Raw genomic sequence first — 16,585 nt, forward strand, 5'->3', positions numbered from 1 at the left:
CCGCATAACCTGCGGCCAAGTCTGGCACCGTGGCATTCGGGCGGCGAGGTCCCTGCAATGCACCAATAAGGGTGTCCGCCGCATCGGTGGCCGGAAAGCCGCGCCAGCCAGTGCTTGTGTTTCAGAAACTTTCGCTGGCGTTTCAGGGAATCAGCGAGAATAGCTCCAGTCAAACACGACATCCACGGGGAGCGAATGAATTCACCTGCCTTGCCAATGCGATGGGCCTCCCCGGCATATGTGGTGCTGCTGGCGCTGGCGTTCGCGGCCTTCTGGCCCGGCTACATTGGCAAGTCGATGCACACCATCAATGGCTGGACGCATTTTCATGCGGCGATGGGAACGCTGTGGTTGCTCGCGCTTATCGTGCAGCCCTGGGCGATTCATTCAGGACGCCGGCAATTGCATCGAATGATCGGGCGCAGTACCTACGTCCTGATGCCGCTGGTGGTGATCAGCTTCATCGGGCTCGCCCATGCGTCCATGCAGGGGCATTCACCCCGGGAGATGGGCGGCGTCGCCTATTTTTTCTACATACGCGTGGTGCTGGTCAGCTTGTTTGTCATTGCCTATGTGGGCGCCATCGTCAATCGGCGCGAACCGGCCATCCATGCGCGGTACATGGTTTGCACGGGGCTGGCGCTCGTGGATCCGGTGGTCCACCGGCTCGCCCACCGGATCGAGTTATGGGCGTTTGGCAGCGAGGCATTCGACTACCAGTTGCTCAGCTTCGGCCTGGTCGCGGCGCTGCTCGTCGCGCTGATCTGGATGGAGCGGCGCGCGCGTGTGGGCCGCCACGTGTTTCCGCTCATGCTCGCTGCCTTCTTCATCGGCTGGCTTCCCCTGGGGCTGGAGCTATACAAGCAGCCCGCGGTGTGGAATGCCTGGAAAGCATTCGCGGTGGCTTTTGCCGCATTTCCATAGGCGGCCGCGCCAAAAAAAGTGCGGATACATGCGACCGCGAGATCGATCTATACCTTGCCATTTTCCGGCGTTGCCTCACGCCCGATGATCGATCGCGCTATCCGTCGTGCGAGCGGCGCCGCCAGCAGCACGGTGGGAAAGGCCATCAGCCACGAAGTGATCCACGACTGCAGCCAGAGTGTCAGGAAACCAGCGGACGGTCCCGCCGCGTGCAACGTGGCTATACCGGAGACGAGTCCGGACATCAGTCCCGAGAGAATGAGTCCAAAAATAATGGGTTCGTGTTTTCGCGTAATCATGAGCGATGTCTGAATCAGTTGGTGGCAAGCGAGAGGGCGGCGGTATTTGCGGTCAGTGGCGATGGTGTTGGCGACGCCGCTGCGCGAAAATTTTGCCGCAGCAGCATATTTGCAAAGTTCGCACCAAACAGGCGCGCGGTCTTGATGTCGCCCGGCGCGAATTCGTTTGCGGGTGCATTGTGCCCCGCTTGTGCCATCAGCCCGGTCCACGAGCCGAGGCGATTGACGGCGTCCTCGTAGGGAATGCCGCTATGCTGCTCGGGCATCACCGGGTTGCCGGACCAGAGCATGCCGTGCTGCATCGAAAAAACCACCATCGACATCAGTGTCGATTGCTTGTCGCCGGCCGGCAGCGATGAAACGGTGAAGCCTGCGGCCAGACGGCCATTGAGCGACTGATGGCGCCACAGTTTGCCGGTGGCATCCATGAAGGTCTTGAACACGCCGGATACGCCGCCAAGGTAGGTCGGCGATCCCCAGATGAAACCGTCGAAATCGAGCAGCCGCTCCGGTGACCCGGTCAGGTCTTCGGCCTTGATGAGTGTGGCATCGATGTCCGGCACGCTGCGCAGCCCTTCGACCACATGCTGGGCGATGAACGCGGTGTGGCCATGCGCGCTGTGATAAATGACGGCGACCTTTTTCGTCGCATTGGGTTTTGGGAGAGGTTGAGTCGTTTTCATGATGGATGCCTCACACAATTGGTTGAATAAAAATGGCTGCGGCAAATATCCCGCCGCCGAATACCGCGTGATTGACCACGCTCTTCGCGACGTTGCGTAGCGGTGTGCGCGTGCGCGACGAGGCGATGCCCGCGCCCATCGCGGGCTGCAGGATGAACAGGGGTGCTGCGACGGTGGCGATGCCGAACAGCAGGGCGGGAACGAGCGTCGGCTGGCGCGTCCATTCATCGCCGATTACGCCGACAAACAGAAACGCGAACACGATGCCGATGGCGTAGTGCGCCACCCAGCCGATGCCGCTTTCGCCGCGCACGGGAGTGGCACCGGCGATCGGCCCGCGCATCGGTCGGACCTGCATGAGGTGCCCGATCCACCGGCCGAGCAGCGCCATGTCGAGCGTTGGCACCTTGAGTCGTTTCAACAGCAGTATCCAAAGGTCCAGCAGGATGGTGGCCAGCGTTCCCACGAGAATCACACGAGTCATGAATTGCAATGTCAGTTCCACGATGCCTCCTTCAAGTTGCAGCGGGGGTTGTCGCATTGACGATCAACGCGATGAAAGGCACGATACAAGTTCAAGTCGACTTGAGGTCAAGGGGTTTTTGATATGGACATCGCGGAAGTGGCGAAATTGACTGGCATGCCGGCCTCGACGTTGCGGTACTACGAGGAAAAGGGACTGATTGCCTCCACCGGGCGCGACGGGCTGCGCCGCCGTTTCGGCCCGCGTGTGCTGGACCGGCTCGCGGTGATTGCGCTCGGTCGTGCGGCGGGATTTTCATTGGACGAAATCCGTGCCATGTTCACGCGCGAGGGCGGGCTCGCCATCGATCGCGCGGCGCTCGTCGCCAAGGCCGACGAACTCGATCGCACCATCAAGCGCCTGCAGGCCGTCAGCAGCGGCCTGCGACATGCCGCCGTTTGCAAGGCGCCCAGCCACCTCGAGTGCGCGTCATTCCAGCGCTTTATGACTGCTGCGGCGCACGGTGCGTTGACACGAGACGAAAGGAAGCGCGGTGCCGGCAAGCGGGTGGTCGCGGAGCGTGCGGGCAAGCGCCAGTTTGGATAAATTGGACCGACTCCATCTAGCTTGTTCCGGCAAGAAAGTCATAGCGAAAATCTGACAAACGCCAGCATCCACACAGTTTTCGAGGAGTAAGTGCGCCAGCGACCGCGCCAATGCTAGACTTTCGCAATTTCAAAAAAATGAACTCACACACCAACTTTCCTCAGGATTGTTCAGCCGCGCTCGCGCCCAAAGGCGTTCATTCACTTCGAGCGATGCGCGCTTTCCACTTGAATCCTTTCAATTTCGCAAGCCATTTTTTCGCTTGCGCGGCCGCGCTCTTTGCGACCACTGCCATTGCGAACGGAAATGCGCTCGCCGTTCCCGCTGACTACAAACTGGTCTGGTCAGACGAATTCGACGTTGACGGACCGCCCGATCCGGCCAAGTGGAACTTCGACACGGCGAACAACAAGCGGGGCTGGGACAATCACGAGCTGCAGTATTACCCGGGGCCCGATGCGGGGAACGCGCGCGTCAAGGGCGGCCGGCTGTTCATTACGGCGAAAAAGGAAAGCCCGTCGAGCGCCGCGGATTGGGGCGGCCAGCGCTATACCTCGGCACGGTTGACGACAAAGGGCAAGGCGGCATGGACGTACGGATTCTTTGAAGTGCGCGCGAAGATGCCCTGCGGCAAGGGAACGTGGCCGGCGATCTGGATGCTCGGCACGACCGGCGACTGGCCCGCTCAGGGAGAACTCGATATCCTGGAACATGTCGGCAGCGAACCGACGCGCGTTTTCAGCACGGTACATATGTCAGCCGGGCACGGCGGCAACGGCGTCGGTGGCGCATCGCGCAATGTCGATGCGTGCGGCAAATTTCACTCTTATCAGATGCACTGGAATGCCGACGGCGTGCGCTTCGGCCTCGATGGTTTCGCGCACCTGAAATATCCCAACCTGAAACTTGGCTCACGCGCATGGCCATTCGACGCGCCGCAATTCATGTTGCTCAACCTCGCCATCGGCGGCGATCTTGGCGGGGAGGTCGATGACCGGATATTTCCCCGCGCGATGGAAGTCGACTACGTGCGCGTGTATCAGTCCGACGGGAAGTAGTGCGCGGCCACAAATCCAATTCACGTTGGTTTCTTCGCGGCCTTCACATTACCACCACAGTTGAGCCCGACCGCTTCGCGAATGAGCGCCTTGAAGGCGAATGCGTCCACGGCTTCTCCTTCGTGGATGTCGATCGCGCGGCGTGCGTTTCCGTCGAGGCTCGCGTTGAAGAGATGGGCCGGATCCTTCAGTGATGCGCCCTTGGCGAAGGTGAGCTTCACTTTGTCCTTGTAGGATTCGCCCGTGCAGATGATGCCGGCGTGCTCCCACACTGGCGTGCCCATCCATTTCCACGTTTCGACGACGTCCGGGTCTGCCGCCTTGATGAGCTTCCTCATTCTGCTGAGCGTCTCGCCGCGCCAATCCCCGAGATCGGCGATTCTTTTCGTGATGAGTTCCGATGCAGACGGGGCTTCGCTCGTGTCCGATTTTTTCATGTTGTCATCCTGGAAGTGCCATGTTTCAAAACTCTAGCACTGGCGCGCCTTCAGGGCCAATATTGGCCGGAAAGCGGCGCAGGGTGGCGTTCTAAGCTTTGTATTGCGGTGGTTTCAATTCGGATTGAACCCCGTCGCTTGGACTCACTCTATTCTGTATCCGGCAGGTCGATGCGGAGAGACAAGCAACGTTATCTGGTAGCGCCGCCACCCGACAATAGCTTTTGCCTATCCCTGGCATGTGATCAATCAATTTTCAATGTATGCGCGGCCCGCGTAACCTGCATGCATTCACCCGAGAAATGCTCGGCCCGCAAATTGCAGACAACCAAAGGAACCCACCATGACAACTGAAGCAAAGTGCCCATTCGCGGCCGGCGCGCGCGCCGCCACACAGACGCACGCACTGGCTGGCGCCACATCGAATGCAGACTGGTGGCCCAATCAGCTGAACGTAAAGTTGCTGAACCAGAATTCTCCTTTGGCCAACCCCATGGATAAAGCGTTCAATTACGCCGAGGAATTCAAGAGCCTCGATCTGCACGCCGTGATCAAGGACCTTCATGCCTTGATGACCGATTCGCAGGACTGGTGGCCGGCGGACTACGGCCACTACGGGCCGTTCTTCATCCGCATGGCGTGGCACAGCGCCGGCACCTATCGCATCGCGGATGGTCGCGGCGGCGCGGGTTCCGGCACGCAACGATTTGCACCTCTCAACAGTTGGCCGGATAACGTGAACCTCGACAAGGCGCGCCGGCTGCTGTGGCCGATCAAGCAGAAGTACGGCCGCAAAATTTCCTGGGCCGACCTGATCGTTCTCACCGGTAACGTCGCGCTCGACTCGATGGGATTCAAGACGTTCGGTTTCGCCGGAGGGCGCGTGGACGTCTGGGAGCCGGAAGAAATTTACTGGGGGCCGGAAGCCGAGTGGCTGGGCGACAAGCGCTACACCGGCAATCGTGAACTCGAGAATCCACTCGGCGCCGTGCAGATGGGCCTGATCTACGTGAACCCGGAAGGACCGAACGGCAATCCGGACCCGGTTGCGTCGGGACACGATATCCGCGAGACCTTTGCGCGCATGGCGATGAATGACGAAGAAACTGTTGCGCTCGTTGCCGGCGGACACACCTTCGGCAAGTGCCACGGCGCGGCAGAACCGGGTAAGTACGTTGGCCCCGAACCCGAGGGTGCAGGCATCGAAGAGCAGGGCTTCGGCTGGAAGAACAGTTTCGGCAGCGGCAAAGGTGTCGATGCGATCAGCAGCGGCATCGAGGGCGCATGGACGACCAACCCGATCAAATGGGACAACGACTACTTTGACATCCTCTTCAAGTACGAGTGGCAGCTGACAAAGGGTCCGGGCGGCGCACACCAGTGGACGCCAAAAGATGCATCCGCCGCGGGCACCGTGCCCGATGCGCACGATCCCTCGAAGCGTCACGCGCCGATGATGACGACCGCGGACCTCGCGCTGCGTATGGATCCGGTGTACGAAAAAATTTCCCGCCACTTCCAGAAGAATCCGCAGGAATTCGCCGATGCATTCGCGAGAGCCTGGTACAAGCTCACGCACCGCGATATGGGACCAATCTCGCGCTATCTTGGCCCACTGGTCGCGCAGGAAGAATTGATCTGGCAAGACCCGACTCCCGCCGTCGATCACAAGCTGGTCGAGGAGCAGGACATCGCTGCGCTGAAGACCAGGCTCCTCGCAGCCGGATTGTCCGTTTCGCAGTTGGTCAATACCGCGTGGGCATCGGCGGCAACTTTCCGTGGCTCCGACAAGCGCGGTGGCGCGAACGGCGCGCGCATTCGCCTGGCGCCGCAGAAAGACTGGGAAGCCAATAATCCGGCCGAGCTTGCGAACGTCCTGCGGAAGTTGGAAGCGATTCAAAAAGACTTCAACGCTGCGCAATCCGGCGGGAAGAAAATCTCGCTCGCTGACTTGATCGTTCTGGGCGGATGCGCTGCTGTGGAGGAAGCGGCGAAAAAGGCGGGCCATGCCGTGAAAGTTCCGTTCGCGCCGGGACGTATGGACGCGTCACAGGGGCAGACCGATATCGAATCGTTCGCCGTGCTGGAACCCGCCGCCGATGGTTTTCGTAACTATGTCAGGAAGGGGCTCGAAGGGTCCGTCGCGGCGTTGCTCGTGGATCGTGCCAACCTGCTGACGCTCACCGCGCCTGAGATGACCGTTCTGGTCGGCGGCATGCGCGCGCTGAATGCTAACGTCGCGCAGTCGAAACACGGCGTTTTTACCAAACGGCCCGAGATGCTGACCAACGACTTCTTCGTGAATCTCCTCGACATGAAAACGACGTGGCAGAAATCCGCCACAACGGATGACGCTGAAGGTGTGTGGGAAGGGCGCGATCGGGCGACGAATGAACTCAGGTGGACGGGTACTGTCGTGGATCTCGTCTTTGGATCGAACTCGCAACTCCGAGCGCTAGCGGAAGTCTATGCGTGCAGCGACGCGCAGGAAAAATTCGTGCATGACTTTGTGGCGGCATGGAGCAAGGTAATGAACCTTGATCGCTTTGACCTTGCGTGAGCGTTGGGGATAGGTCGAAAAGGATTTGGACCTATCCCGCGCGGCCTCGCTAGCGTGTATCACTTAAACTGGCCGAACCATGGTCAAGAACGCCAGCATCACGCCGCTAAATGGTCGCGACAAACTTGTCGTGAGCGGCATGTGTCTGTTGTTTGGCCTCGCGTTTGCCGCAGTGGTTATTTTCAGTGTTGTCGGCCTTGTCACGGAACTGGGCGGCTGGTACAGCGGCCGCACATGGCAGCCGGCAATGGCCGAAATCGGCGAGACCAATCTGCGCAGGACCGGAAGAAAAGGCGGCGCCCTGTTCGCTTCCGCGAGCTACCGATACAGTGTGAATGGCGTGGACTTCAATGGCCGCCGCCTCGGCTGGAGCGATGGGATCTGGATCGCCTTCAGCGATTGGCATGAAGATGTCTACCATGAACTGGAGGAGACCAAAAACGAGGGCAAGCGGGCCGTCATTTGGTACGACCCGGCGAACCCGGGCATGGCGGTGATCGATCGCGAACTTCGCTGGGGGCTTCTGTTTTTTCTGGTGCCACTCGGATTATTGTTCGCGGCACCGTCGCTGGCGGCATTCTGGATTTTGCGAAACCTGTGGCGCCGACAATGACTGCTTTCGCAGGACAGAAGGTGCCGAGCTCGATCAATCCGTGAATCACGCGGGCCGCGGCTTGGTGACGGGACAATTGGAGCAGGCACCAATTAACAGCGAAATAGACCGAAACCCTAGCATTTACCGGTTGTCCAGGCCGTTTTTGCTTTGAAAGCCGCGCCAGTGCTTGTACTTGCCGGCTTGATTTCTTCAACCACGTCGGCACATTCCAGCGAGAAGGCATCAGGGCTATTTGTTTTGAAACCACTTCGCTGACATCCTGTATTTTCCGTTTGAGGAAAGTTGCATACCATTGACCGGTCACCGGAACACTGGGTACATTGATCATTGGTGTTTGGTGAAAAATGGTAGTTAAAATTCCCATACATTACCCGGAGTGACATGAACCCCCTGATCATCATCGTCGTGTTTGTTGTTGCGGGATTCTCATGGAGCCTGATCGTCGGCCTCCGCGCAGGCGAGTTCAAGTTCGGAAACGGTTCGTACGGGCAGGGCATCGCACGTGTGCGGCGCGACGCCAGCCCCGGGGCGTTCTGGCTCGTCGCCGCGTTTCAGGCCGCGGTGATTTTGTATGTGGCATCGTTTGTCTTCGAGATGTAGAGCTGGCGGCTTGATATATTTGTCAAAGTGAACTGTCTGGAACAATGATCGGTGGAGAAAAATGCACGACACAGCGCTGGCATTGGGCAAGGAATTCTTCGACAACTACGTGTCGAATGAAACAGGAAAGACAATCGTTGAAATCGGGTCGCGGGATGTAAATGGATCGCTGCGCGAGGTTGCGCCCGCGGGAAACAACTACATTGGCCTTGATTTCGAAAAGGGCAAGGGTGTCGATGTGCTCCTTACCGACCCTTATGCGCTTCCCTTTGCCGACGCGAGTGTTGATGTCTGCGTCAGCTCATCCTGTTTTGAACATTCGGAATTCTTCTGGCTGCTGTTTGGTGATATTTTGCGAATACTCAAGCCAACAGGCCTGCTCTTTCTGAGCGCACCGTCAAATGGGTTGATTCACCGATTCCCGGTCGATTGCTGGCGCTTCTATCCGGATAGCGGAGTGGCCCTGCAGAACTGGGGCCGCCGGATTGGCTACGATTGCGCGTTGCTCGAATCGTTTACGGGACTGCAAGGCCCGGACGCCTGGAATGATTTCATCGCGGTTTTTGTCAAAGACCAGCGGCATGCTGAAAAATACCCAAGGCGAATTCAGCATTCCTACCAGCAATACATCAATGGAATCACCATCGAGAAGCCGGGATTCACGCACCCGACAAACATCTCGGAGGATCAGGGCGCTCATCACCGGCTGAAGACAATATTGGATTTGATAGGAAAAGTGATGCGCAAGTAAGTCGGCATGGCGTGCAGGAACCGATATTTCCAACTACAAAATCACGTGTGCCGCGAATACGAAGGAGTAAACAAGGCTCCATCGCGGCGACGAAAAAGGGATCTGCGAAAACCAGCGCATCGCGTGAGGGCGCGTATAGAAGTTTCCCATGAATAAAACGCAGGTAATGGCAGGCGCATCCTGCAATTGCGCGCTGTAAGTCGCGCCATCGCTTGCGTTTTGCTATTTCACCGCGTCAGGAATCTTCGCGGCACTACCCGCCACTGCAGAGGGCGCCATCATCGCAACTTCCTCACATCGCCCAGCGAAAATCGTGCGGCACGTTCACCGAAATTATCTCTCCATCCTTTGACTTTGCTCAGAACATGCGCGCCGTGCGCGATTCACAATGGCGTTAAAGGCTGCGGTTTTCGCCGCCAGTAATGAAGGGAGATTGTCATGAAGCTCGCGTGGAAAGCGATCATTCCGATCGCGGTCGCGGTACTGTTGGCGTTGATTCCTGCACCCGATGGATTGCCCCAGCACGCCTGGTATTTCTTTGCCATCTTTGCCGGCGTCATCGTCGGCCTCATGTTCGAGCCGCTGCCGGGAGGCGCCATCGGCTTGATCGGTGTCACCGTCGTCGCGGTGCTCGCCCGATTTGTACTTTATAGTCCGGCCGATCTCGCCAAGGCCGGCTTCAAGCCCGCCGATGCGGCGTTGACATGGGCGCTGTCCGGATTTTCCAATGGCACGGTGTGGCTGATTTTTGGCGCATTCATGTTCGCGCTCGGCTATGAAAAAACCGGGCTTGGCAAGCGCATCGCGCTGATCCTCGTCAATAAAATGGGCCGCAGAACACTCACGCTCGGCTACGCGATCGCCATCGCCGATACCGTGCTCGCGCCATTCACGCCGTCGAACACCGCGCGTAGTGGCGGCACGATTTATCCGGTCATCCGCAACCTGCCGCTGCTCTATGGCTCCAAGCCCAATGACGCGTCGGAGCGCAAGATCGGCTCCTACGCCATGTGGGTGGCGATCGCGGCGACGTGCGTGACGAGCTCGATGTTCCTGACAGGCCTCGCGCCAAACCTGCTCGCAATCGAGCTGGTCAAGAAGACCGCAAACGTCGAATTCACCTGGATGCAATGGTTCATCGCGTTCGCGCCGGTCGGCATCACGCTGCTGATTGCGATTCCACTTCTCACCTATTGGCTGTATCCACCGGAAATCAAGGAAGGCCAGGAAGTACCGATTTGGGCGGGCCAGGAACTCGCCAAACTGGGCAGCATCAGCGCCAAGGAAGTCGCGCTGGCGGTGCTGGTATTGATCGCACTGGCGCTGTGGATTTTTGGCGGCGCGTACATCAACGCGACGACGGTGGCGCTGGTCGTCATCTCGCTCATGTTGCTGACAAAAGTCCTGACGTGGGATGACGTCATCAAGAATTCGCCCGCATGGAACACGCTGGCATGGTTCGCCACGCTGGTGGCGCTCGCCGACGGGCTCAATCGGGTCGGCTTCGTGAAGTGGTTTGCCCAGTCGGTGGCGAGTCACATGGGCGGATTTTCCCCGATGACGGCGATGATCGTATTGGTCGCATTGTTCTTTTTCACGCATTACATGTTTGCCAGCATCACCGCGCATGTGACCGCGGTGCTGCCGGTCATGCTGGCGGTGGGCTCCACCATCCCCGGCATTGACATGCCGCAGTACGCGCTGCTGCTCTGCCTCACACTTGGGTTGATGGGCATCCTCACGCCTTATGCAACCGGCCCAAGCCCGGTGTATTACGGCAGCGGCTACCTGCCATCGAAAGATTACTGGCGGTTGGGTGCGATCTTCGGGGTCATCTTCCTTGGTGCGCTGTTAATCATCGGCGTACCGTGGATGGCGATGATCAAGTAGCGAGTGATCATAATGATCGAATAAGAGGGGGCATGGAAAATGGGCATGATTAAAGCTAGAACCCAGCCGTTTTGAGGCGATGGTAGCTGCAGGAACTATTCGTCGCCTTTCCCCCCTTGCTTTGTTGTTTCACCATTCCAGGAGAAGTCTTATACCAATGAGGCATTTAACCAGCTAATTCATTCGTTTGGATATGAAGTCTCCGCATCTACACTTCGCTCTGGCTTCAACGGGGTGCGCGCATGGATTTCACCTATTCGCTGGCGGGGCTTTTTGTCGGGACGATCATGGGGCTGACGGGCGTCGGTGGTGGGTCGTTGATGACGCCCTTGTTGGTGCTGCTCTTCGGTATTTCTCCGGCCACGGCAATCGGCACCGATCTTCTGTATGCGTCGATCACCAAGGCTGGCGGTGCCGCGGTTCATGGCCTGAAAGGGTCGATCGATTGACCGGTGGTTGGCTGGCTGGCGCTGGGCAGTGTTCCCGCGAGCGTCGGCACGCTCTTACTCCTGTCGCAGCGACAACATGCAAGCGGCATAAGCGATGCGATCCTGAAACTCGCACTCGGTGTGATGTTGCTCGCCACGGCCGTGTCGCTGGTCTATCGAAAACCCCTGCAGAGCTGGTTCGCGAATCGCGCGCTGGCAAGAAAGGAACCGGCGGGCGCGCGTAAACCGATCGCCACGACCCTGATCGGTGCATCCATCGGAATCGCCGTCTCGCTCTCTTCTGTTGGTGCTGGCGCGGTTGGTGCCACCGCCCTGCTGCTGCTCTATCCGCTCATGCCGATGTCGAAGTGATCGGCACCGATATCGCACACGCCGTGCCCCTGACGCTCGTAGCCGGCTTGGGGCACGCGAGTTTGGGTAACGTTGACCTGACTCTGTTGACGTCGCTGTTGCTTGGTTCGCTCCCAGGCGTGGCGGCCGGCAGCATGCTCACGACGCGCCTCCCCGAGATCGTGATTCGCAATATCCTCATCACCTTGCTGGTTGCGGTTGGCGGGCAATTGGTTTGGCTACGGTAGGCGAACTGCTGGAGTTATCGATGCCACGATGAGCTGATGTGATCAGCGTAATTCATTTTTGCGGTCATCCATCGGAATCAACGGCGCAGGCTGGATTTATTTGCCGCGCAAATTTTCCACGCGTTTCTGCACCAGCGCCAGATGGCTGCGCAGCTCGTACCATGCTTTCAACGTGGTCGATGGGCCCTTGAGCCGATCAGTGCGCGCGTGCAGTGCACGCAACCGTTCATCAAGCGTGTCGATCATCGCGGGCGTAATTGCTTCGCCGCCGATGGCAACACGAATGAGTTCATCTTCGAGTTTGTGTGCCGCCTGGTAAATCTGCGTGATACGAAAATTCATCCGGTAACCCAGCAACTTCGGCAGCGCGTCTGACACCGAAACGGCAATCGCGCCGAGCGGAATCAGCAACACCCACAGGCGTTGCACCAGGTTGGCAAGCCAGAAAGGCAGATGTCTGTACAGGAACGGCGCGCCATCCTTGTATAGCAGCGCGACATTTTCGGGCACCACGAACTCCTGGTATCGGGTTACATTGGGAAACTCGTGCATCGCGTGCAACACGCTGCCGCCTTCGTGAACCTCCTTGGCGGCCTTCACGAACAGATATGCGATCGCAGGATGCAGCGATTCCATCGCCACCAGGGTTGCGGTCGCCGCGACTGCCTGGACATCTTGCGGCGGAATATCATTTTTGAGGTCGATCACGCCCCGGGGAATGGTAATTTTGGAAAGGGAAGGAATGACCCGGCTGTAGGCATCCGCCGTCGCCATGTTCATCAGGCGAATTTTTGGGTTGGCGAACAGTTTCTGCACCAGTGGCGAGCTTGGCGCGGCCACCAGGAACATGGCGTCGACTTCATCGCGTAGCAGGAGTTCTGTCGCGTCCGCGGGCGATGCATCGTTGAAACGCGCGTTGGCTGCGCTGATCTGGTTGGCCGACAGCAGCGCCTCGCTCACGGGGCGCGTGCCACCGCCGATCGCGCCGACGGCAATGCGCTTGCCGGCGAGTTCCGTGATCCTTGTCAGCGGGTTTTTATTGGCGGCTTCGCGGTAGAAAACCCACACCGGTTCGTAGAAGAGACTGCCAAGGGAGACCAACTCTTCGCGCTCTGCCTCTTTCGCGAGGCCGCTTTGCACCAGTGCGGCCTCGATGTCGTTGTTTTTGTCGAGCAGCAACGCCAGATTTTCGACTGAGCCCTTGGTGGGCTTGAGCTCAAGCGTGACACCATCGCGCTTGAAAATTTCAGCGTATTTCTTGCCGATGCCTTCATAGGCGCCACCCGTCGCACCCGTGGCCAGAACCACACGCGTCGGCGCGCCCGGCTTGAGCAGCTTCCACGCGACCACGACAGTGACGAGCACAATCAACAGCGTTGGAACGAGCCAGGCATAACGACGCATTCGTCTCCCCCTCAAGGCAGGATTAGGATCTTTGCATTATCGCATCGGAGGTAATTTTCCTGGACCGCTCCCTTAAATCGCCTCTCGCCAAAGCCGCTATTTCTTCGGTGCGGTCTTGCCGAAACTTGGGCGGGCTTTGATCGAGTCGAACCAGCGCTGGATCGCGGGATAGGGCCCAAAGTCGTATTGGCAGGCCTCGAGGTAGGCGATATTGGTCGCGGCGGCAAGGTCGGCAAGCGTGATCTGGTCGCCGCACAGGTACGATCGCGCGTCGAGCGCACTATTCATGACGGGCAGAATCTTGAGTAGCCATTTTTTGCCATCCTCAATAGACTGGACGTTGCGTTTGTCGCCGGCAAAGTGCGTGTTGAACATGATCTTGCCGGCTTCCGGCCCGAGGCGGGTCTGATTCCAGTCGAGCCACTGCTCGACCTTTGCGCGCGCCTTGAGATCGGTTGGATACCACGCGTGCGCTTTGTGCTTGTCCGCCAGATAGCGCATGATCGCCTGCGATTCCCAGAGCAGGAAACCATCGTCGTCGATAGCGGGCACCTTCGAGTTCGGATTCAGGTTCTGGTACTCCGGCGTGTACTGCTTTCCTTCCGCCAGCGCCACCGTTTCGTAGGTATAGGGGATGCCCATTTCTTCGCACAACATCTGTACACGTCGGGCAGCGTTCGACCAGTAATTGCCGTAGAGTTTCATTGTGTTCTCCTGTTCAAGGTTCGACAGCTTAAATCAGTCCGCGACAAGGGGTGTCACGATTGTGCAAAATTTTTGCGATCTCATTTTCGTCGAAAGCGTTCGGGGATTGACCATGTGTTTTTCGTCAGCGCATTTTCCCAGCGTCGCAACACGCAGAACGCCATTTGACGGGCTTTCCTGGCGTAAAAGGTCTCGAACACCCCGCCAGTGCTAGAGAGTTGAACGAAAAGCAGGCAAGGAGCGGGCGTCATTCAAGGTTGCGTGATCTCTGTTGGAAGGATTTACGCAAACTGTTCCTGTGATCTTCTCAAGGCGAGTCCTGCAACTGAAACACTGTGACTTTATGGCCTCCGCCCGCCGCCTTTTCCTTGACCGTTGCGCGGATGATGCCGTAAAGCACTCCCGCGTTGCCCGCACTGCGATCCCACGCGATGCCCTGCCCGCGGATGTTCATGGGCAACACATCAACCAACTCCAGCACGGAGCCGCCTTTCGGTAACTTCATCTTGTATATCTCGGCGGGGTCGTGGCCGGAAAGATAGAGAAATCCATCCGCGCCCCAATTGCCGCCGGAGTTGCTCATGTCCTCGAATTTGTCGAGCAGCACTTTGGGCAAGACCCACGATTCGACCATCCTGAAGTCTTTGCTGAACTTGATAACCTGCGTCGCCACTTTGTATCCATAGGGCGTCTTGTTCGGGCCGAATGGCCGATCATAGTTGGCGAAACCCATCCACCAGTGACCCTCATACCAATCCACCCAGGTGAGCGATCCCCAGTTGACGCCGAAGCTGTGGCTGGCGACATGCGTGAGCGTCGCGGCATCGAATATCTCGAGTGAACTGGTCATGGGCCATTCGGGATAGTTCGAGTGGGCGCAATAAATTTTGCCGTCCATCAGCATCGCGCTATCCAGATGCAGAATCTGTCCGGCTTTGTCGCCCTGCCATTTTTGAATCTGCTTACCCGTCTTCTTGTCGTATTTGGCGATGGTCTGGTTGTCGATGGCGTAGAAATATTTGTCGTCCACCCCGACGCCCTGATTCGCTTCGGCCACGGCAAACTCGGCGATCTGCTTCAGGACGGGTTTTGCCGACAAGGGCATCGCAGGTGAGAGAAGCAGTGCGGACAAAACGACGGTGATGAACTTGTGCATATTGGCTCCGGAGGGCAAGCAATTGAGGAGCGATCGCGAATTCAATCACCCCGATGCCAGTATCGCCGCGCCCGCAACCCGAGGCAAGCGCCGCATCACAAAAGCAATGGCACTTCAATCATCGCGAATTTGTGGTGCCAGGTTCGCTATACTTTCGGCGCAATCAGGACGAAGACGACGGCCCCTTTCCAACAGAACAGGGCTGCTCAGCCGGGCGCCTGAACTACTTAACCACTTAACTTCTTGAATAATACTGCCATGAACGACGCAATCCAAATTCCCCCGCTGCCCGACCGTCTCTCCGTTGACCCGCGCAGCCCCTATCATGTCGCGGCGCACTTCGAGCATGGCGTGGGCATTCGATTGAACGGCAAGGAACGTTTCGATATCGAGGAGTACTGCATCAGTGAAGGCTGGGTCAAGGTGCCGGCGGGCAAGGCGGTCGATCGAAAAGGTCACCCGCTGCTGATCAAGTTAACGGGCAAGGTTGAAGCGTTTTATCGGTAGGAAAAGATTGGAAGGCAAGGTGCGCATCTTGATGCCCGGCGTATCGCCATGCGAACCTGCGCGCATAGCCCGCGCGCATCGACCGCCATCCCGGTAGAAGTTCTCTCTGCATGAGGAAGTACGGCAAATAGGTCAGGTCCAATAGAGGCGACAGGTATGAAAGCGTTTGTATTTTGGTTGACCCTTTCCTCGATGCTTATCGCGACGTTCGTCGTGCCGTTCAGCGCGCAGGCCACGGAGCCATCGCCGCCGCAAAACAAAGCAAAAGACAGGATCGGGACATACGATTCGCGCGCCATCGCGGTTGCCTTCGCGGGATCGGCCGCCCAGCGAAAGATGATGGAACCACTGAAGGTGGCGCACAAAAAGGCGAAACACGCTGGCGATCATGTCGAGGTGAGGAGACTTGAAGCCGAGGGCAAGGCGCTTCAGGATAAAGCGCATCGGCAGGCGTTCAGCACGGCACCCGTCGACGATCTGCTTGAATTCATCGCCGATGCGCTACCGGAGATTCGTCGCGCCGCCGGCGTGACCACGCTGATATCGATGTGGGATGAGAAAATGCTGGCCCGATACCCCGGAGCAGAAAAAACGGACGTGACGGACGCGCTGGTGGATGCGTTTCAGCCTCTGGAGCGGCAGCGAAAGACAATTGCGGAAATTCGAAAGCAAAAGCCGTTGGCGCCGGACAAGATGAAGCACTGACAGGAAATTTGGGCGCGTTCAACGCGATGCGCCCGCCGGTTCCCGCTGGCGCGCAGGTGAACGTCCGCGGTTGACTGGCATTGGCCCGATTATGAACCGCGGTATCGCTGACACGCTCCCCGGTTTTCATTGGCCATGTGCCGTCGCTTTGCATCAGGCCCGCGTAGTTGGTGCCATGGAGTAAAAACGCGGAT

The 16,585-nt window shown here is 58.3% G+C and carries 17 protein-coding genes and 1 pseudogene; 11 read left to right on the top strand and 7 right to left on the bottom strand.

The window, feature by feature from the left end:
• Positions 1-243 precede the first annotated feature (243 nt).
• The gene (locus IPP88_02730; protein ID MBL0121671.1) at positions 244-924 is read left to right on the top strand and encodes a hypothetical protein; all 681 of its coding nucleotides are present in this window, start codon (positions 244-246) and stop codon (positions 922-924) included.
• 47 nt (positions 925-971) lie between these two features.
• On the opposite strand, the gene IPP88_02735 is transcribed toward IPP88_02730, so the two are convergent.
• The 3 genes from IPP88_02735 to IPP88_02745 are packed head-to-tail and all read right to left on the bottom strand — an operon-like array spanning position 972 to position 2,390.
• Positions 972-1,223, bottom strand: coding sequence for a DUF2798 domain-containing protein (locus IPP88_02735; GenBank protein ID MBL0121672.1), 252 nt, complete (start codon positions 1,221-1,223; stop codon positions 972-974).
• A 14-nt stretch (positions 1,224-1,237) separates the two neighbouring features.
• Positions 1,238-1,906: a flavodoxin family protein gene (locus tag IPP88_02740; protein ID MBL0121673.1), complete on the bottom strand. Its 669-nt coding sequence runs from the start codon at positions 1,904-1,906 to the stop codon at positions 1,238-1,240.
• 10 nt (positions 1,907-1,916) lie between these two features.
• Positions 1,917-2,390: a DUF2938 family protein gene (locus tag IPP88_02745; protein ID MBL0121674.1), complete on the bottom strand. Its 474-nt coding sequence runs from the start codon at positions 2,388-2,390 to the stop codon at positions 1,917-1,919.
• 123 nt (positions 2,391-2,513) lie between these two features.
• Here IPP88_02745 and IPP88_02750 point away from each other — a divergent pair, with 123 nt between their 5' ends.
• Both IPP88_02750 and IPP88_02755 read left to right on the top strand, forming a co-directional pair.
• Complete coding sequence (locus IPP88_02750) at positions 2,514-2,975, top strand: helix-turn-helix domain-containing protein (GenBank protein ID MBL0121675.1); 462 nt, start codon at positions 2,514-2,516, stop codon at positions 2,973-2,975.
• A 212-nt stretch (positions 2,976-3,187) separates the two neighbouring features.
• Complete coding sequence (locus tag IPP88_02755; protein MBL0121676.1) at positions 3,188-4,033, top strand: glycoside hydrolase family 16 protein; 846 nt, start codon at positions 3,188-3,190, stop codon at positions 4,031-4,033.
• Between the two features lie 20 nt (positions 4,034-4,053).
• On the opposite strand, the gene IPP88_02760 is transcribed toward IPP88_02755, so the two are convergent.
• A complete protein-coding gene (locus tag IPP88_02760) occupies positions 4,054-4,470 on the bottom strand; it encodes a DUF1801 domain-containing protein (protein ID MBL0121677.1) in 417 nt (138 codons plus the stop codon).
• 343 nt (positions 4,471-4,813) lie between these two features.
• On the opposite strand from IPP88_02760, the gene katG reads away from it, so the two are divergent.
• The 6 genes and pseudogenes from katG (at position 4,814) to IPP88_02790 (ending at position 11,914) form a co-directional block, all read left to right on the top strand.
• Positions 4,814-7,030, top strand: a complete 2,217-nt coding sequence (gene katG, locus IPP88_02765) for a catalase/peroxidase HPI (GenBank protein ID MBL0121678.1) — start codon at positions 4,814-4,816, stop codon at positions 7,028-7,030.
• A gap of 79 nt (positions 7,031-7,109) precedes the next feature.
• Entirely contained in the window at positions 7,110-7,643 is a 534-nt protein-coding gene (locus IPP88_02770; protein ID MBL0121679.1) for a DUF3592 domain-containing protein, read from the top strand.
• A gap of 384 nt (positions 7,644-8,027) precedes the next feature.
• The gene (locus IPP88_02775) at positions 8,028-8,246 is read left to right on the top strand and encodes a hypothetical protein (protein ID MBL0121680.1); all 219 of its coding nucleotides are present in this window, start codon (positions 8,028-8,030) and stop codon (positions 8,244-8,246) included.
• A 61-nt stretch (positions 8,247-8,307) separates the two neighbouring features.
• Positions 8,308-8,997 carry a class I SAM-dependent methyltransferase gene (locus IPP88_02780; GenBank protein MBL0121681.1) on the top strand — a complete coding sequence of 230 codons (690 nt, stop codon included), beginning with the start codon at positions 8,308-8,310 and terminating at the stop codon, positions 8,995-8,997.
• 438 nt (positions 8,998-9,435) lie between these two features.
• Positions 9,436-10,887 (top strand): anion permease, encoded by a 1,452-nt coding sequence (locus IPP88_02785; protein MBL0121682.1) that lies wholly within the window; start codon positions 9,436-9,438, stop codon positions 10,885-10,887.
• A gap of 242 nt (positions 10,888-11,129) precedes the next feature.
• Positions 11,130-11,914: pseudogene (locus IPP88_02790) on the top strand (sulfite exporter TauE/SafE family protein).
• A 96-nt stretch (positions 11,915-12,010) separates the two neighbouring features.
• Here the strand turns inward: IPP88_02790 and IPP88_02795 are convergent.
• The 3 genes from IPP88_02795 to IPP88_02805 form a co-directional block, all read right to left on the bottom strand.
• Positions 12,011-13,318, bottom strand: a complete 1,308-nt coding sequence (locus IPP88_02795) for a TAXI family TRAP transporter solute-binding subunit (GenBank protein ID MBL0121683.1) — start codon at positions 13,316-13,318, stop codon at positions 12,011-12,013.
• Between the two features lie 96 nt (positions 13,319-13,414).
• Positions 13,415-14,023 carry a glutathione S-transferase family protein gene (locus IPP88_02800; protein ID MBL0121684.1) on the bottom strand — a complete coding sequence of 203 codons (609 nt, stop codon included), beginning with the start codon at positions 14,021-14,023 and terminating at the stop codon, positions 13,415-13,417.
• Positions 14,024-14,330: 307 nt separating this feature from the next.
• Positions 14,331-15,179, bottom strand: coding sequence for a cycloisomerase (locus IPP88_02805; protein MBL0121685.1), 849 nt, complete (start codon positions 15,177-15,179; stop codon positions 14,331-14,333).
• Between the two features lie 258 nt (positions 15,180-15,437).
• On the opposite strand from IPP88_02805, the gene IPP88_02810 reads away from it, so the two are divergent.
• Positions 15,438-15,686: a DUF3297 family protein gene (locus IPP88_02810; GenBank protein MBL0121686.1), complete on the top strand. Its 249-nt coding sequence runs from the start codon at positions 15,438-15,440 to the stop codon at positions 15,684-15,686.
• A 156-nt stretch (positions 15,687-15,842) separates the two neighbouring features.
• Complete coding sequence (locus IPP88_02815) at positions 15,843-16,391, top strand: hypothetical protein (protein MBL0121687.1); 549 nt, start codon at positions 15,843-15,845, stop codon at positions 16,389-16,391.
• Positions 16,392-16,585 lie beyond the last annotated feature (194 nt).

Source organism: Betaproteobacteria bacterium (assembly GCA_016720925.1).
In the GTDB taxonomy this organism is placed as follows: domain Bacteria; phylum Pseudomonadota; class Gammaproteobacteria; order Burkholderiales; family Usitatibacteraceae; genus UKL13-2.

Coding starts and splice junctions, on each gene's coding strand:
- IPP88_02785 (MBL0121682.1), top strand. CDS start 9,436: ATGAAGCTCGCGTGGAAAGCGATCATTCCGATCGCGGTCGCGGTACTG.
- IPP88_02745 (MBL0121674.1), bottom strand. CDS start 2,390: ATGACTCGTGTGATTCTCGTGGGAACGCTGGCCACCATCCTGCTGGAC.
- IPP88_02750 (MBL0121675.1), top strand. CDS start 2,514: ATGGACATCGCGGAAGTGGCGAAATTGACTGGCATGCCGGCCTCGACG.
- IPP88_02800 (MBL0121684.1), bottom strand. CDS start 14,023: ATGAAACTCTACGGCAATTACTGGTCGAACGCTGCCCGACGTGTACAG.
- IPP88_02810 (MBL0121686.1), top strand. CDS start 15,438: ATGAACGACGCAATCCAAATTCCCCCGCTGCCCGACCGTCTCTCCGTT.
- katG (MBL0121678.1), top strand. CDS start 4,814: ATGACAACTGAAGCAAAGTGCCCATTCGCGGCCGGCGCGCGCGCCGCC.
- IPP88_02770 (MBL0121679.1), top strand. CDS start 7,110: ATGGTCAAGAACGCCAGCATCACGCCGCTAAATGGTCGCGACAAACTT.
- IPP88_02755 (MBL0121676.1), top strand. CDS start 3,188: ATGCGCGCTTTCCACTTGAATCCTTTCAATTTCGCAAGCCATTTTTTC.
- IPP88_02795 (MBL0121683.1), bottom strand. CDS start 13,318: ATGCGTCGTTATGCCTGGCTCGTTCCAACGCTGTTGATTGTGCTCGTC.
- IPP88_02815 (MBL0121687.1), top strand. CDS start 15,843: ATGAAAGCGTTTGTATTTTGGTTGACCCTTTCCTCGATGCTTATCGCG.
- IPP88_02780 (MBL0121681.1), top strand. CDS start 8,308: ATGCACGACACAGCGCTGGCATTGGGCAAGGAATTCTTCGACAACTAC.
- IPP88_02775 (MBL0121680.1), top strand. CDS start 8,028: ATGAACCCCCTGATCATCATCGTCGTGTTTGTTGTTGCGGGATTCTCA.
- IPP88_02805 (MBL0121685.1), bottom strand. CDS start 15,179: ATGCACAAGTTCATCACCGTCGTTTTGTCCGCACTGCTTCTCTCACCT.
- IPP88_02735 (MBL0121672.1), bottom strand. CDS start 1,223: ATGATTACGCGAAAACACGAACCCATTATTTTTGGACTCATTCTCTCG.
- IPP88_02760 (MBL0121677.1), bottom strand. CDS start 4,470: ATGAAAAAATCGGACACGAGCGAAGCCCCGTCTGCATCGGAACTCATC.
- IPP88_02740 (MBL0121673.1), bottom strand. CDS start 1,906: ATGAAAACGACTCAACCTCTCCCAAAACCCAATGCGACGAAAAAGGTC.